The organism is Xanthomonas sp. CFBP 8151, assembly GCF_011761885.1.
In the GTDB taxonomy this organism is placed as follows: domain Bacteria; phylum Pseudomonadota; class Gammaproteobacteria; order Xanthomonadales; family Xanthomonadaceae; genus Xanthomonas; species Xanthomonas arboricola_B.
The window spans coordinates 110,484-124,922 of record NZ_JAASQZ010000005.1 but is presented as its reverse complement, the minus strand read 5'-3'; the positions used below and the strand labels follow the sequence as shown (position 1 = coordinate 124,922).

At 65.0% G+C, this 14,439-nt stretch carries 14 protein-coding genes; 4 read left to right on the top strand and 10 right to left on the bottom strand.

The window, feature by feature from the left end; all coding sequences use genetic code 11:
* Nucleotides 1-10: 10 nt before the first annotated feature.
* The 8 genes from flgH to FHT08_RS18985 form a co-directional block, all read right to left on the bottom strand.
* Complete coding sequence (gene flgH, locus FHT08_RS19020) at nt 11-703, bottom strand: flagellar basal body L-ring protein FlgH (RefSeq protein ID WP_104537431.1); 693 nt, start codon at nt 701-703, stop codon at nt 11-13.
* Nucleotides 704-741: 38 nt separating this feature from the next.
* Nucleotides 742-1,527, bottom strand: a complete 786-nt coding sequence (gene flgG, locus FHT08_RS19015) for a flagellar basal-body rod protein FlgG (protein WP_016901723.1) — start codon at nt 1,525-1,527, stop codon at nt 742-744.
* 883 nt (nt 1,528-2,410) lie between these two features.
* Nucleotides 2,411-3,166 (bottom strand): flagellar basal-body rod protein FlgF, encoded by a 756-nt coding sequence (gene flgF, locus FHT08_RS19010; protein ID WP_104606633.1) that lies wholly within the window; start codon nt 3,164-3,166, stop codon nt 2,411-2,413.
* Between the two features lie 163 nt (nt 3,167-3,329).
* Nucleotides 3,330-4,553, bottom strand: a complete 1,224-nt coding sequence (gene flgE, locus FHT08_RS19005) for a flagellar hook protein FlgE (RefSeq protein ID WP_166776372.1) — start codon at nt 4,551-4,553, stop codon at nt 3,330-3,332.
* A 31-nt stretch (nt 4,554-4,584) separates the two neighbouring features.
* The gene (locus FHT08_RS19000; protein WP_104537427.1) at nt 4,585-5,256 is read right to left on the bottom strand and encodes a flagellar hook capping FlgD N-terminal domain-containing protein; all 672 of its coding nucleotides are present in this window, start codon (nt 5,254-5,256) and stop codon (nt 4,585-4,587) included.
* Between the two features lie 37 nt (nt 5,257-5,293).
* Nucleotides 5,294-5,701: a flagellar basal body rod protein FlgC gene (gene flgC / locus FHT08_RS18995; RefSeq protein ID WP_005914451.1), complete on the bottom strand. Its 408-nt coding sequence runs from the start codon at nt 5,699-5,701 to the stop codon at nt 5,294-5,296.
* A gap of 3 nt (nt 5,702-5,704) precedes the next feature.
* Nucleotides 5,705-6,106: a flagellar basal body rod protein FlgB gene (gene flgB / locus FHT08_RS20105; RefSeq protein WP_104606630.1), complete on the bottom strand. Its 402-nt coding sequence runs from the start codon at nt 6,104-6,106 to the stop codon at nt 5,705-5,707.
* Nucleotides 6,107-6,458: 352 nt separating this feature from the next.
* Complete coding sequence (locus FHT08_RS18985) at nt 6,459-7,403, bottom strand: chemotaxis protein CheV (RefSeq protein ID WP_016901727.1); 945 nt, start codon at nt 7,401-7,403, stop codon at nt 6,459-6,461.
* Between the two features lie 289 nt (nt 7,404-7,692).
* On the opposite strand from FHT08_RS18985, the gene flgA reads away from it, so the two are divergent.
* The 4 genes from flgA (at nt 7,693) to FHT08_RS18965 (ending at nt 10,444) form a co-directional block, all read left to right on the top strand.
* Complete coding sequence (gene flgA, locus FHT08_RS18980; RefSeq protein WP_104537425.1) at nt 7,693-8,337, top strand: flagellar basal body P-ring formation chaperone FlgA; 645 nt, start codon at nt 7,693-7,695, stop codon at nt 8,335-8,337.
* A 66-nt stretch (nt 8,338-8,403) separates the two neighbouring features.
* The gene (gene flgM / locus FHT08_RS18975) at nt 8,404-8,715 is read left to right on the top strand and encodes a flagellar biosynthesis anti-sigma factor FlgM (protein ID WP_016901729.1); all 312 of its coding nucleotides are present in this window, start codon (nt 8,404-8,406) and stop codon (nt 8,713-8,715) included.
* Between the two features lie 15 nt (nt 8,716-8,730).
* Nucleotides 8,731-9,063 carry a flagellar protein FlgN gene (locus FHT08_RS18970; protein WP_104537424.1) on the top strand — a complete coding sequence of 111 codons (333 nt, stop codon included), beginning with the start codon at nt 8,731-8,733 and terminating at the stop codon, nt 9,061-9,063.
* Nucleotides 9,064-9,217: 154 nt separating this feature from the next.
* The gene (locus FHT08_RS18965; protein WP_104537423.1) at nt 9,218-10,444 is read left to right on the top strand and encodes an ATP-binding protein; all 1,227 of its coding nucleotides are present in this window, start codon (nt 9,218-9,220) and stop codon (nt 10,442-10,444) included.
* A gap of 136 nt (nt 10,445-10,580) precedes the next feature.
* Here FHT08_RS18965 and FHT08_RS18960 read toward each other — a convergent pair whose 3' ends face one another.
* Entirely contained in the window at nt 10,581-12,302 is a 1,722-nt protein-coding gene (locus FHT08_RS18960) for an EAL domain-containing protein (protein ID WP_104537422.1), read from the bottom strand.
* Between the two features lie 3 nt (nt 12,303-12,305).
* The gene (locus FHT08_RS18955) at nt 12,306-14,438 is read right to left on the bottom strand and encodes a PAS domain S-box protein (RefSeq protein ID WP_166776370.1); all 2,133 of its coding nucleotides are present in this window, start codon (nt 14,436-14,438) and stop codon (nt 12,306-12,308) included.
* Nucleotide 14,439 lies beyond the last annotated feature (1 nt).

Sequence of the window (14,439 nt, the reverse complement as noted above, 5' to 3'; positions counted from 1 at the left end):
GGTCGCAGGCTCAGTAGGGCGACAGACGGGAATTGAAGAAGCGGCTCAACCAGCCCATCGCGTTGGACTGCGCGATCGCGCCGCGGCCGCCGTAGGCGATGCGGGCGTCGGCCACCTTGCTCGAGGGCACGGTGTTGTCCGGGGCGATGTCGGCGGCGCGCACGATGCCTTGCACCTGCACCAGCTCGTCGCCCTGGGTCAGGCGCAGGTTCTTCTGCCCCTGGATCACCAGATTGCCGTTGGGCAGGCGCTGCATCACGGTGACCGTCACGCTGCCTTGCATGCGGTTGCTCTGCGCGGTGTTGCCCTTGCCGGCAAAGCTGCGGTCGCCGCTGGTGCTGTTCTCCAGCACGTTCAGGCCGCCGACGGTGAGCGGAGCGCCCAGCAGCGTCGGGGCGGCCATGGTGGTCGCGTCCTTCTTGCTGATGCTGGTGTTGGCGGTGGACGAGGCGGTGGTGCTTTCGACCAGGTTCACCGTCAGCAGATCGCCGACATCGCGGGCGCGGCGGTCGCCGTACAGATTCAGGCCCGGGCCGGCGGCGTAGATCGCCCCGGCGGTGGGCTGCGCCACCGGCGCCACCACCGGCACGATCGGCGCCAGTTCGGCGAACGGCCGCACATCGCCGGCCGCCACGCAGCCGCCCAGCAGCGCGCTGCAGGCGATGGCGAGGCACAGGGAGGAGAGAGAAGGCAGGCGGGACATGGCGTGGATTCCTGAGAGGGCAGCGACCGGCGGGCCGATCAGACGTTGTTGTTCAAGTAACCGAGCATCGAGTCGGTAGTGGAGATCGCCTTGGCATTCATTTCGTAGGCGCGCTGGGTCTCGATCATGCTCACCAGTTCTTCCACCGTGTTGACGTTGCTGCCTTCCAGCGCGCCCTGCACGGTATTGCCCAGGCCGTTGAGGCCGGGGGTGCCGTTCTGCGCGGGGCCGGAGGCGGTGGTTTCGACGAACAGGTTCTCGCCCTTGGACTGCAGGCCCGAGGGGTTGATGAAGTCGGTCAGCGTCAACGCACCGATTTCCTGCGCGGCGGCCTGGCCGGCCAGCGTCACGCTGATGGTGCCGTCGTTGCCGATGGTCAGCGACTGCGCGCCTTCGGGGATCTGGATGCCGGGCTGCAGCGGGTAGCCGCTGTTGGTGACCAGCTCGCCCTGCGCATTGATCTGGAAGGTGCCGTCGCGGGTATAGGCCGAGGTGCCGTCAGGCATCTGCACTTCGAAGAAGCCGCGGCCGTTGACCATCACATCGAGCGCGCGGCCGGTCTGCTGCTGGCTGCCCTGGTCGAAGCCCTTGAAGGTGGAGACCACCCGCACGCCGGTGCCCAGCTGCAGGCCGGTCGGCAGCTGCGTCTGCGCGGAGGTGGAGCCGCCCGGCGCACGCACCTGTTGGTACAACAGGTCTTCGAACGCCGCACGATCGCGCTTGAAGCCGGTGGTATTGGTATTGGCCAGGTTGTTGGAAATGACCGACATGCGCGTCTGCTGCGCATCCAGTCCGGTTTTGGCGACCCACAAAGCCTGATTCATGACCCGATTCCTCGTTAGACCCGGGGATGTGTTCCGGGTACGGGTGGGTATATGCACGTGCCGTGCCAAACCCGCGCCGGATTTTTGCCGGCTGTGCGCTGGATCACGCGAGGCGGGCGCGGCGGCCTTCGCGGGGCAGGGCTGGCGGCGGGTAGGCAGCGGCGAAGCGGAAGCGGTGGAAACCTGCGCGGCAGATAGGCGCGTTAGATCGGTCGCCGTTCCGCGGTGTGTTCGACGACGCGTGAACCCCTGGCGCTGCGTGCGCAAGGGTTCCGGCATTGCGACGCAGTCAACAGGCTGGTTGGTCGAGCGCGCGGCGGCCTTACCGCTTGCGGGACACGCTGCGAATACGTCCATGTAGGCTCGGTGGCGGCATCCATACCGCCACCCGGTCCCGTAATCGGCGAGGACACCGCACCTGGGAGTGAATCGGTGGTCGTGTGAAAAGCTGCTTGTTGCTCGGGTTGAATCGGGAAGCGGATCGGAAGCGATGCGATCCGAGCAACACACCGCATGCTCTGCTCGCAACCCTGCGTAACGATTATCTCGACGGGTCCTTGCCCGCCCACCGTCGCGGGACCTTACGCGGCATGGAGCCGTACTTGCGGCGTGTCCCGCGAGGGTGGGCGGGCAGGGGCCCTGCAGCCAGGTCACGCACCAGCCACTCTGTAGCGAAGGCCCAGCTCAACAGCGTTGCCAACCGCACACACCTTGCCGTCAAACCATCGCTAGTCGGCATCAACCGCGTACGAACCAGCTGCGGGACCGCAGGGTTGAACGACATGCCACTTCGCTCGCGAGCCACGTCCCCCGGGCGGCCGACACCCAGGTGCTGGGCAGAGCGGCAAGCCAAGCGGCGGTGGGCAGTGGGTGTCAATGGCGCTTAGCCGCTGACCCGCAGCAGCGAGTTGGCCGACTGCGCGTTGTCGTCGCCGTTCTTGATGATCTTGACCTGCATTTCGAACTGACGCTGCAGCTGGATCATCTCCACCAGCGCGCCGGCGGCATCCACGTTGCTGCCTTCCAGCATGCCGCTGTTGATGGTCTTGCCGGTGGCCACCGCAAACGCCTGCGCCGGGTCGGTGCTGGTGTTGCGCATCAGCCCGTCCGCGCGCCGCGTCAAACGGTCGGCGGGGGCATCGACCACCTTCATCTTGCCGACGATGGCCATGGTCTGCGGGCCTTCGCCCTGCGGAATGATCGAGATGCTGCCGTCGCTGCCGATCTCCATCGCCTGGTGCGGCGGGATCGTCATCGGGTTGCCGCCCTCATCCAGCACCGCATGGCCATTGGCGGTGACCAGCTGGCCATTGGCGGTGAGTGCCAGCTCGCCGTTGCGGGTGTAGGCCTCGCTGCCATCGGGCGACTGCACCGCCAGCCAGCGGTCCTGCTGCAGCGACACGTCCAGCGGATTGCCGGTAACCTTCTGGTGGCCCTGGCTGCGGTCGAAGCCCTGGTCCACATGCAGTGCATCGATCCGCGACGGATAGCCCTTGCCCTGGATCTTGAACGCCTCGGTATTGGCCAACGCAGCCTTGAACCCCACCGTATCGACGTTGGCGAGATTGTGCGACACGGTGCCCTGCGCCTGCAGGGAGGCACGGGCGCCAGTCATCGCAACGTAGAGAGCTTTGTCCATGAGGCACCGGGATTGGGGAGTCGGGAATGGAGAATCGGGAATCGGGAATCGGGAATCGCAAGAGCGGGATTGCTGGAGACTGGAAGAGGGGACAAGGCCGGCATCCGATGCACGCAATGCCAGCTCTTACGATTCCCGATTCCCCACTCCCGATTCCCAGCCGTTAACGAATATTGATGATCGTCTGGGTGACCTGATCCTGGGTCGAGATCATCTGCGAGTTGGCCTGGAAGTTGCGCTGGGCCACGATCATGTTCACCAGCTGCTCGGTCAGGTCCACCGTGGAGGATTCCAGCGAGCCGGATTCGATCTGGCCCAGGTCCGAGGTGTCCGGTGCGCCGGTGCGGGCGGAGCCGGAGGTGTAGCTTTCGGCCCACATGTTGTTGCCCTGCGACTGCAGGCCCTGCGGGTTGACGAAGCTGCTCAGCGCGACCTGGCCCAGCGGCTTGTCGGCGCCGTTGGAGTAGCGCGCGAACACCACGCCGCTGGTGTCGATGCTGATCTCGTTGAGCTTGCCGCTGGCATAGCCGTCCTGGCGCGTGTCACGCAGCGCGAAGGCTTCGCCGTACTGGGTCGAGCCGCTGACGTTGAGCTGCATGCTCAGCACGCCGGCGCCGGTGCTCGGGGTGAACGGGTCCATCGTGATGATGCCGTTGGCCGGGGTGGTCAGTGCGCCGGTATCGGAGAACTGCAGTGTGGTCGGCGCGCCGACCGCGGTGCCGTCCACGTAGTTGTGCACCTGCCATTCGTTCGGGTTGGCGGTCTTGACGAAGTAGGAGGTCTGCACATGGCTGACGCCCAGCGAATCGTAGACATTGATGCCGCCGGTGGAGTGGCTGTAGGTCTTGTCGTCTGCCGGGCTGAACGGGGTCACCGTCGGGGCGGTGGCATTGCCGGGCAGGGTGAAGGCCAGGTTGACCGTGGAGGTCGACTTGGGCGGGCTGTCGGTGGTCAGCAACTGCAGGTCCGACAGCCGGCCGACGTCGAAGCCGTTGCCGCTCGGGTTGGGAGCGAAGACCTGCAGGCGCGCGCCCTGCGGATTGACCACGTAGCCGTTGGCATCAGTCTGGAAGTTGCCGGCGCGGGTGTACATCTTGGCGCCGTTGGAGGTCACGGTGAAGAAGCCTTCGCCGGAGACCGCCAGGTCCAGGCTGCGCCCGGTCGGATCGATATTGCCCTGCGAGAACTGCTGCGCCACATTGCTGACGCGCACGCCCGAACCCACCGCATTGCGCGACAGGCCGTAGCTGGTGCTCTGGAACATGTCGGCAAACTCGGCACGCGATTCCTTGAACCCGGTCGTGTTGACGTTGGCGATGTTGTTGGAAGTCACGTTCAGATCGGCATTGGCTGCGTTGATGCCGGACAACGAGGTATTGAAAGCCATGGATGAGGTCCTTTGAGTGTCGGTTGCCGGCTCAGCTGACGCGGAGCACGTTGGCGAGCGGGGAAGTGCCTAGCCCGGTCAGGTTGAGATACAGGCCGTCCGAGCCGATCGTGACGCTGTCCACCGGTGCGTCGACATAGGTGGACAACTTGCTTTTGGAACCGGCGGTGTCGGTCTGGGTGGCGGTCACGCCGTACTTGCCGGCGGCCATGCGGTTGCCGTTGGCATCGGTACCGTCCCAGGCAAACGCCACTTCACCGGCGGCGCTGGCCGGCACGCTGAGCTGTTTGACGAAGGCGCCGTTGGCATCGGTGATTTCGAAATTGACGGTGCCGGCCGAGGTCGCTGCGACCACGCCCTTGGCCGAGTTGGTGGCATCGATGGCGAGCTGTGCGGAGGGCACCAGCACGTTGTGCCCGACCAGCGAGGCGCCCTTCAGCACCTGATCGCTGCTCTGTGCTGCAGAAAGGCTGCTGACCTTGGTGTTGAGGTCGCCGATGCCCTGCACGGTGGAGAACTGCGCCAACTGGCCCAGAAACGCACTGTTCTCCATCGGCTTGAGCGGGTCCTGGTGCTGCAGCTGCTCGGTCATCAACTTGAGGAAGTCGGCCTGGCCGAGCGATTCCTCCTTCTTCTTGGTCGTTGTGGCGCTGCTGGAGGTCAGCCCGAGGCTGGTGTAGAGGTCACTACCGATCGTGCTCATTTGAAAGGGTCCGTAAGGGAAGGGTCAGCTAGGAGGGTCAGCGACCCATGGTCAGGGTGGCGAGCGCCAGTTCCTTGGCGGTGTTGAGCATTTCCACGCCGGCCTGGTAATTGCGCGAGGCCGAGATCATGTTGACCATCTGCGAGACCGGGTCCACGTCCGGCGAGAACACATAGCCATCGGCATCGGCCAGCGGATGGCCGGGCTCGTAGCGACGGATCGGCGGCGCGTTGGTGGTGGTGATCTCCTTGACGTTCACCGAGGTCAGGCTGGGGTCCTGGCGACTTTGCTGGGCCTGGAAGATCGGCTCGATCGGCTTGTAGGTCGCCTCGGCCGAGCCAGCGACAGAGTCGGCATTGGCTAGGTTGGAGGCGATGGTGCTGAGGCGGACCGACTGCGCGTGCAGCGCCGAGCCGGCCACATCGAAGATGGGGAGATTGCTCATGATTTATTGGCCGGTGATCGCGGTGAGCATCGAGCGCACCTTGGATTCGAGGAAGCTCAGCGAGGCGCGGTATTCCAGCGCGGCGCGGCCGTAGGCAGCACGTTCGGCATCGGGATCGACGGTATTGCCGTCCAGGCTGGGCTGGTCGGACTCGCGGGTGATCTGGAACGGGTTGAGTCCGCCGCTGCTGCCGATCTCGTAATGCTTGGCGTCGGTGGTCTGCAGCAGGGTGCCGTCGCGCACGCCTTCGGCCGATTTGAGCGCGGCCTCGAAATTCAGATCCTTTGCCTTGTAGCCAGGGGTGTCCACGTTGCTCAGATTGCTGGCGATAAGCTTCATGCGCTGCTCGCGCAACGGCAGAGCATCGCCGTGGATGCCTAGAAAGGACGAGATGGAGTTGGACACGGTGCTCTCCCGCGAAGTGTTACCAGGGAGAAAGCAATGTTTGTGCCAATCGAGGTGGTACGGGTTACGGAACGCGGCGAATGATCGGCGCTGCCGACGAACGGCAGCTTGGCCGTCCCGGGAACGCGATGGACTTCGTATCCGTCGCGGCGTTGCTTCACTCAGGCGCGCCAGGCCGGAAGGTTCGGCATTAACCGAGGCGCGGTCCGGCGACGCCCGGCGTCAGCGGATGTCACTTTAAAAGCGGGTTGACGCACACCGAACCAACTTCGATGTTACTTGGCTCTTGGAAGCCCCGGCGCGGCGCCTTGATCGCTGCCATCGGCTCCGACCCGGTAGCCGCCCGGCCTGCTCAGGCCGCTTCGGCGACCACTTTCAGGCGCGCCAGCACGTAGTCGGCCAGCTCGTGGGCGCTGTACTTGGCCACGAAGGCATTGGCGCCGACCTGTTCGACCATGGCGTTGTTGAACACGCCCGACAGGGAGGTGTGCAACAGCACGTACAGGCCTTGCAGGCCCGGCGTGCGCCGGATTTCCGTCGTCAGCGTGTAGCCGTCCATGGCCGGCATTTCGATGTCGGAGATGACCATCGCATAGCGGTCGGCCGGATTCTCGCCTGATGCAGCCACCTGCAAGAGGTGGTCCAGCGCCTGGCGGCCGTCGGACAACAAGGTCGCCGAGACGCCGAGCTGGTCGAGCACGCTGCGGATCTGCTGACGCGCCACGCGTGAGTCGTCCACCACCAGCACCTGAAACTGCCGGTCGTAGGCGACCAGCTGCAGCGATGGATCCAGCTGTACATCCTTGCTGACCTTGGCGATGTCGGCGAGCACGCTTTCCACGTCGATGACCTGGATCAATTCGCCCTGGAAGCGCGTCACCGCCGTCAAATAAGTGGCTTCGGCGCCCAGTTCCGGCGGCGGATGGATATCTTCCACCGCAATATTGACGATGCGCTCCACGCCGCTGACCAGAAAGCCCTGGACCGAGCGGTTGAATTCGGCCACCACCAGATAGCCGGGGCCGTTTTCCGAGTGCGCATCGCGTTCCGGGTGGCCGATCGCCAGGCCCAGGTCCAGCACCGGCACCGAGCGCCCGCGCACGTCGGCCACGCCGGCGAACTCGGTCGGCAGGCCGGGCACCTGGAACAGCTCCGGGCGGCGCAGCACTTCCTGCACCTTGAAGACGTTGACGCCAAAAAGCTGGCGGCCGCCCAGCCGGAACAGCAGCAGGGCCAGTCGATTGTGGCCAGCCAGGCGCGTGCGCTGGTCGATGCGGTTGAGCAGATCGTGGGTCATGGGGCAGATATCGACAGCGCCCTCGGAAAACTTGAGCAGTTTTAGCCTGGCGTGGGGCGCTGCCGGGAATCGGGAGTCGGGAATGGGGAATCGCAAAGGCAGGTGGGTTTCCGCAGCGCGGCCGAGGCGAAGGGCAGGGTTCTGACCTGCATATTGCTTTCACTAAGCGAATCGCACAGCAACAACGGAGGCCGACCGCCGCTCAGCCCCCGACCGATTCCCGATTCCCGATTCAAAAACAGGCACGCCTCTTGCAGTGAACGTTCCGTCTTCCTCCGGATCTGGTCCCATGCGCCTGCTCCTGCTTGTCATCCTGTTGGCTGCCGCTCCGGCCTGGGCCCAGAGCTATCAGTCTGTCGATTCCATCCGCGCCGCGGCGCTGGCCACCGTGGGTCCGGATGCCGAGGCCGAGGCCACGCTCGATCCCGGCTTGCGCATGCCGGCCTGTCCGATCGCGCTGCAGGCGCAGCCGACCGGCACCAATACGGTGGAAGTGGCCTGCCCCCAGCCGGCTGGCTGGCGCCTGTTCGTGCCGCTGAAGGTACGTCGCAATCAGGACGTGCTGGTATTGCGCCGCGGCATCAGCGCTGGAGAAGTCATTTCGCTGGCCGATATCAGTATCGAGAAGCGTGACGCCGCGCGTATCGTCGGTGCGGTGCTGGCCGACCCGGTGGCGGCGGTGGGCAAGACCGCCCGGCGCATCCTGCCGGCCGGCTCGCTGCTGTCGTCCAACGATCTGGTCACGCAGCGGCTGGTCCGGCGCGGCGACACCGTGCCGCTGGTGTCGCGCAATGGCGGTCTGGAGGTGCGTATGAGCGGTCGCGCGCTGTCCGATGCCGGCGAGAACGAGCGGGTTTCGGTGGAAAACTCCTCCTCGCGCCGGGTGGTGCAAGGGGTCGTCGAAGCGAGCGGGACCGTTGTGGTATCCAGATAGAAATTCGCTATAAAGTTTTTTTGGCGCATGCCGTTATCCCCTACGACCTGTAGAGGAGTTCCTGACATGAGCCAGAAAATCGAAGGCAATCTACCGACCGCTGCAACCCTTCGCACTGCGGCCACGAGCAGCAAGATCGCTTCGGCCGGTGAAGATCGCGCGTCCCCGATCGCCGCATTGCCGCCGACCGACAGCGTCAAGCTGACCGGTGAGGCGACCAACCTGCAGAACCTGCAGCGCACGCTGTCGCAGTCCTCGGCGATCGACACCGGTCGCGTCCAGGCAGTGAAGGATGCGTTGCAGAACGGCAGCTACTCCATCAACCCGGATGCCATCGCCAGCCGCATGATGGATCTGAATCAGCAACTGGCGGGTTGATCCCCGACCCAAAGGATGAACGTGAACGAGTCCCTGCAACGTCTCAGCGATGCGCTGGCCGGCGAACGCCAGGCATTACTCGAGAACGACATCGATGGGCTGATGCGCCACACGCAGGACAAGCTGTCGGCACTGCGCGCGCTGGAAGCGGCAATGCCCCAGGGCGAAGAAGAGCGGCTGCGCGAACTGGCCGAAGCCAATCGCGCCAACGGCGCGCTGCTGGCACGCCGGCGTCGCGAAGTGAACTGGGCACTGCGTCATCTGGGCCGCACCGAAAGTGCGCCGTCCTACGACGCCAAGGGTCAATCCAGCGTGCTGCGCGGCGGTCGTTCGCTGGCAGTGGCCTGAAGCACCGCAGCGTGCCCGAGCGCACGCGCAGGCTGGACCAAGTGCTAAGCAGTGCAGCGTTGAGCTACCAGGCGTACAGGAACGTGGCCCCGCGCAATACGAAGCCTGGGCGGTTCGGCGTATATTGAAGCGTCCTCTACGCCGCCCTTGTCCCGTGACTGCCAAGTTTTTTCTCAATCAAACCTTACTACCGTCCTCGACCATGCTGCGCGCGTTCGGCGACCAGATGCTCGAGGGTGTGCTGCTGTTCCGCGCAGACGGGCAGCTGATCCTGGCCAACGCCGTCGCACGCCAGAGCCTGTGCAAGGAAGATCCTGCCGACGACCGCAATCTTGGCGAGCGCATCTCGCAGGTGCTGCCGTCGGATGCGCTGAACCAGGCGCGCAGCAAAGGCAGCTGGACCGGCAGCCTGCCGGTGGCCGATCGGGTGGTCATCGCGCATCTGTACTACAACGAGGAGCAGGGCGTCGGGCATTTCCTGGTGCTGTTCCACAACATCGAAGGCCAGCAGGATTACGAGCGCGAGCTGCAACAGCGCCATGCCGAACTGCGCCAGGCCTATCTGCGTTTGAACGGTGCGCAGGACAAACTGCTGCAATCGGAGAAGATGGCCTCCATCGGCCAGCTGGCCGCCGGCGTGGCGCACGAAATCAACAATCCGATCGGTTACGTGCACTCCAATCTCGGCAGCCTGCAGGAATACCTGCGCAGCCTGTTCACGCTGATCGAAGCCTACGAGCGCGCGCTGCAGGCGCCGGATCCGAAGGCGCTGATTCCGGAGATCGACGAGATCCGCAACCGCGCCGACATCGACTTCATCAGCCGCGACCTGCCGCAGTTGATGGCCGAGTCGCGCGAAGGCATCGAGCGGGTCACCCGCATCGTGCGCGACCTCAAGGATTTCTCGTATTCGGACCGTTCCGAGTCGTGGAAGATGGTCGACCTACATGCCGGTCTGGAATCCACGATCAACATCATCTGGAACGAGCTGAAGTACAAGGTCACGCTGGAGCGCAATTACGCCGAGCTGCCGCTGGTGGAATGCCTGCCGTCCGAGCTCAACCAGGTCTACATGAACATGCTGCTCAACGCCGGCCAGGCGATTGTCGAGCGCGGCACGATCACCGTCACCACCGGCCGCGACGAGGCCGACAACGTCTGGATCCAGTTCCAGGACAGCGGCGCCGGCATCGCCCCGGACCTGCTGCAACGCATCTTCGACCCGTTCTTCACCACCAAGCCGGTCGGCAGCGGCACCGGCCTGGGCCTGTCGATCTCCTACGGCATCATCAACAAGCACCACGGCCGCATCGATGTCGAAAGTATCCCGGGGCAGGGCGCCAGTTTCCGGATCGTGCTGCCGGTGCGGCAGCCGCGGTAGCGCTTCGTGCTGGGAATCGGGAGTGGGGAATCGGTAGAGCGGGTTTGCTTGTGATTTGCGCTTGACGCGTAAATTGGAGATCTTGGGAGCATGCAGCGCCAGTGCACTGCCTTACCGATTCCCCAATCCCGAATCCCTATTCCCTGCCGTTACGCAGCTCATCATGCGTGCGAAATGCCTGACGAATGTGCTCGCGCAGTTCGTCGTCGTTCCAGGGCTTGGTCAGGAAGCGGTAGATCGCGCCGCGGTTGATCGCTTCGGTGACCGTGGCAAGGTCGGTATAGCCGGACAGCACCAGGCGCACGGTGTCGGGGTAGAGCATCTTGACCCGGCCCAGGAACTCGGTGCCGCTCATGTCGCTCATACGCTGGTCCGACAGGATCACCTGCACGTCGTTGGTGGCGAGCAGGTCGAAGGCGTCGCGCACGTTGCCGGCAGCCAGGATGCGGTAGCCGTCGCGGCGGAACAGGCGCACCAGCGAGCGCAGCACGTTTTCCTCGTCGTCCAGCAGCAGCAGCGTGCGGTCGGGGCGGCTTTCGGCGAACGATTCCGGGCGCAGGTAGCGGCGGCGTAACGCCATGCCGGCCGACTCGGCCGACATCGGTTCGCCGAACAGATAGCCCTGGAAGATGTCGCAGTCGTTGCGCCGCAAAAAGCCCAGTTGCGCCTGCGATTCCACGCCGTTGGCGATCACCGTCATGCCGAGCTGGTGGCCCATGGCGATGATCGCGCGTGCAATCGCCGCCTCGCGGCTGCCGGCCGGCGCGCTCTTGATGAAGCTGCGGTCGATCTTCAGCCGGTCGACCGGATAGCGCACCAGCGCGCTTAGGCTGGAATCGCCGGTGCCGAAGTTGTCCAGGCTCAGGCTGATGCCTTCGTTGCGCAGGTTGGCCATCGTCTCGTGGACGAAGTTGACGTTGTTGGTCAACGCGCTTTCGTTGATCTCCAGCGTGACGAACTGCGCCGGCACGCCGGCGGTCTGCAGCATCGCCATCACTTCGTTGAAGAAGCCCGGGCGCAACAGCTGCAGCGTGGAGACGTTGACCGCAATGCTGAAATCGTCAAAGCCCTGGTCGCGCCATAGCCGCGCCTGACGCACCGCATTCTGCAGCACCCATTCGCCGATCTGCACGATCACGCCCAGGCGCTCGGCGGTGCGCATGAAGCGCTCCGGCACCAGCATGCCCAATGTGGGCGATTGCCAGCGCAGCAGCGCTTCCATACCGACGATACGGCCGTCGCGCGCGCTCACCAGCGGTTGGTAGCGCAGCCGCAGTTCGCCATGCGGGATCGCATCGACGATCTGTCGCGCAATGATGCTTTCGCTATGCGCATTGGTGGTCGAGTTGCGCGTATACAGGCGCACCGTATTGCCGCCTTCGCGTGCGGCCTGGTAGCTGGCTTCTTCGGCGTAGTCGAGCAGGATCGACAGCGAGCTCGAGTGTTCCGGACATAGGCTGATGCCGACCTTGCCGGTCATGAACAAGGTGTACGGCAGCACCGACAGCGGCAGTTCCAGCTGCTGACGGATCTCTTCGGCAAAATCCTCCGGCAGCGGGGTGTCCTCGCGACGCACCGCCACCACCACCATTTCATCGCTGCCGTGGCGCCACAACTTGCCGCGCGCGCCGAGAAAGTCCTGCAGCCGGCGCGCCACAAGCGTCAGCGCCTGATCGCCGACTTCGCCGCTCATGTTCTCGTTGATCGAGGCGAAGTGATCGATATCGATGTGGAACACCATCAACGGCGGGCCGCCGGATGCGGCAGCGTCCACCAGATGCAGCAGTTCGGGATTGCCCGCGCCCAGGCGGGTGGGTTTGACGATTTCCAGTCCGGGCGGGATTACGGGACTCCACATGACTTAACGTCCACCATCGTCGTGGACGGACTCGCCGACCGGGTGATAGGGCAGGCGCAACGTCACGCGCGTGCCTGCTCCGGGTGCTGATTCTATCGCGAGCGCACCGCCCACGGTTTGCGCACGCTCACGCATCACGATCAGTCCGAGTCCGCGCGGGCCCTCCGGTTCGAAACCATCGCCGTCATCGCTGACCTGCAGGCGAAAGCTCTCGCTGTCGATCGAGTGCAGACTCATGCGCACTTCGCCCGCGCAGGCGTGGCGCAGGGCATTGGTCAGGCTCTCCTGTGCAATTCGAAAACACGCTTGCTCGATCTCGTTGCCCGGACGCACGTCCAGTGCCTGGATATCCAGCTCCAGCCTCACCGGCGATGCGCGAAACAGCATCGCGGCCTGCCAGCGCAAGGCCGCTTCCAGACCCAGGGCATCCAGCTGCGGAGGACGCAGCAGCATCGATAGGTTGCGCAGCTTGGTCACGGTGCTGTCGGCCAGCGACACCACTTCCAGCAGGTCATCGCGGCGCGCGTCCGGATCCGGCTCGTCCAGTGCGGCATGCGCGGACAGCTTCATCGCCGTGATGGCCTGGCCGATGTCGTCGTGCAGATCGCGCGAGATCGCGCGGCGTTCGTCTTCCTGCAGCGAGAACAGGCGCTTGGCCATCGCCTGCAACTCGGCATTGCTTTCGGCCAGCGCATCGCGCATGCGCTCGGGTTCGCTCAGGTCGCGCACCACCAGCAGCTTGCAGCTGCGTCCGCCATAGCGGATATCGCCGGCCGACAGACCGGCATAAAAGGCGCTGCCGTCGCGACGACGCATCGCCCGTGCGCTGGACACCGGCTCGTTGCGATCGCTGCCTGCGCGCAGATACTCGCGCACCACCGGCAGATCGCTTTCGCTCACCAGGGTCTGCAGCGGTTCGCCCAGGATGGTTTCGCCCTGGAAGCCGAACTGCACCGACCCGGCTGCATTGGCATACATCACGTGCTCGTCGGCCAGGATCAGCACGCCATCCGGCAGCACCCTGACCAGCTCGCGAAACTGCTCCTCGCGCTCGCGCAGCAACCTGCGCGATTGTTCGCGCTCGCTCACGTCCTGCAGCGTGCCATGGATATGCCGGGCGCCGTTCTGGCTGGTTACGCTTTCGGCGCGCAGATGGACGGTACGCGGCTGCGAATCGCCGCCGGTCAGCGGCAGCAGCACGTCGATCTGCACCTCGCCACCGGTGCACATGTCCTCGATGATGCGTTCGATCCGCGTCTGGGTGGCGGTGTCCGAGGCGGTCAGCAGTTCTTCCAGCCGATGTTCGCGCCGATGCACCGGCACGCTCCGGCCGAGCAGGCGGTACACCGCCGGCGAGTAGCGCCCCAATCCGGTCGCGCGATCCAGCTGCCAGGAACCCAGTCGCGCGATCCCTTGCGCTTCTTCCAGCCGCTGCAGAGCCTCGTCGCGCAGATGCTGTGCCTGGCGTTCCTCGCTGCGGTCCACGATGACCACCAGGCGGGCGGGGCCGCTGACCAGATGCAGCTGGTTGCTGCGGATCTCGACATGGCGCAGGCCGCTGCGGGTCAGCAGATCCTCGTGCCGGGTGCAGGTGTCGGCGCCCTTGGCGCGAATCTGGGTGATGATTTCCTCCAGGCGCGCGCCGTCGGCGCTGGGCCAGATCGCCTGCAGCGTCTGCTGCAGAAATGCGTCGCGCTCCCAGCCGAAGAATTCCAGCGCTGCCGGGTTGGCATCCAGAATGCGCAGCGTGGCCAGATCGTAGATCAGGGCAGCGCTGGGCAGGGCCAGGAACTTGGCCTGCAGTACTGCCTCCGATTGTGCCAGTTGCGCGTGCTCTTCGACGATCAGCGCCACGAAACGGCGCAGCACCAGATGGATCACGACGCTCGATACCAGCAGAAAGCTCGCGTCCGACCAGCGCCCCGGCATGGGGGCGCCTGCCAGGTGCAGCAGCCGGTTGCCCAGCAGCAGCCAGATCACGCCGACCAACAGGTACAGCCCGGTCAGGGTCCACAGACCCTGTTGCAGGCGCTCGGCCAGGCGGAGACGGGACACGGGAGCGGACGAAAATGCGGGCGCGGCGACAGGATGAGGCATGGGTCCGCGGACGACCTTTGGTGCTGGCGATGCAACCATC

Excerpts from the sequence above, each read along its gene's own strand:
- FHT08_RS19000 (WP_104537427.1), bottom strand. The coding sequence starts at position 5,256 with ATGAGCACGATCGGTAGTGACCTCTACACCAGCCTCGGGCTGACCTCC.
- flgC (WP_005914451.1), bottom strand. The coding sequence starts at position 5,701 with ATGAGCAATCTCCCCATCTTCGATGTGGCCGGCTCGGCGCTGCACGCG.
- flgA (WP_104537425.1), top strand. The coding sequence starts at position 7,693 with ATGCGCCTGCTCCTGCTTGTCATCCTGTTGGCTGCCGCTCCGGCCTGG.
- flgG (WP_016901723.1), bottom strand. The coding sequence starts at position 1,527 with ATGAATCAGGCTTTGTGGGTCGCCAAAACCGGACTGGATGCGCAGCAG.
- FHT08_RS18970 (WP_104537424.1), top strand. The coding sequence starts at position 8,731 with ATGAACGTGAACGAGTCCCTGCAACGTCTCAGCGATGCGCTGGCCGGC.
- FHT08_RS18955 (WP_166776370.1), bottom strand. The coding sequence starts at position 14,438 with ATGGTTGCATCGCCAGCACCAAAGGTCGTCCGCGGACCCATGCCTCAT.
- FHT08_RS18960 (WP_104537422.1), bottom strand. The coding sequence starts at position 12,302 with ATGTGGAGTCCCGTAATCCCGCCCGGACTGGAAATCGTCAAACCCACC.
- flgF (WP_104606633.1), bottom strand. The coding sequence starts at position 3,166 with ATGGACAAAGCTCTCTACGTTGCGATGACTGGCGCCCGTGCCTCCCTG.
- flgE (WP_166776372.1), bottom strand. The coding sequence starts at position 4,553 with ATGGCTTTCAATACCTCGTTGTCCGGCATCAACGCAGCCAATGCCGAT.
- FHT08_RS18985 (WP_016901727.1), bottom strand. The coding sequence starts at position 7,403 with ATGACCCACGATCTGCTCAACCGCATCGACCAGCGCACGCGCCTGGCT.
- flgH (WP_104537431.1), bottom strand. The coding sequence starts at position 703 with ATGTCCCGCCTGCCTTCTCTCTCCTCCCTGTGCCTCGCCATCGCCTGC.
- flgM (WP_016901729.1), top strand. The coding sequence starts at position 8,404 with ATGAGCCAGAAAATCGAAGGCAATCTACCGACCGCTGCAACCCTTCGC.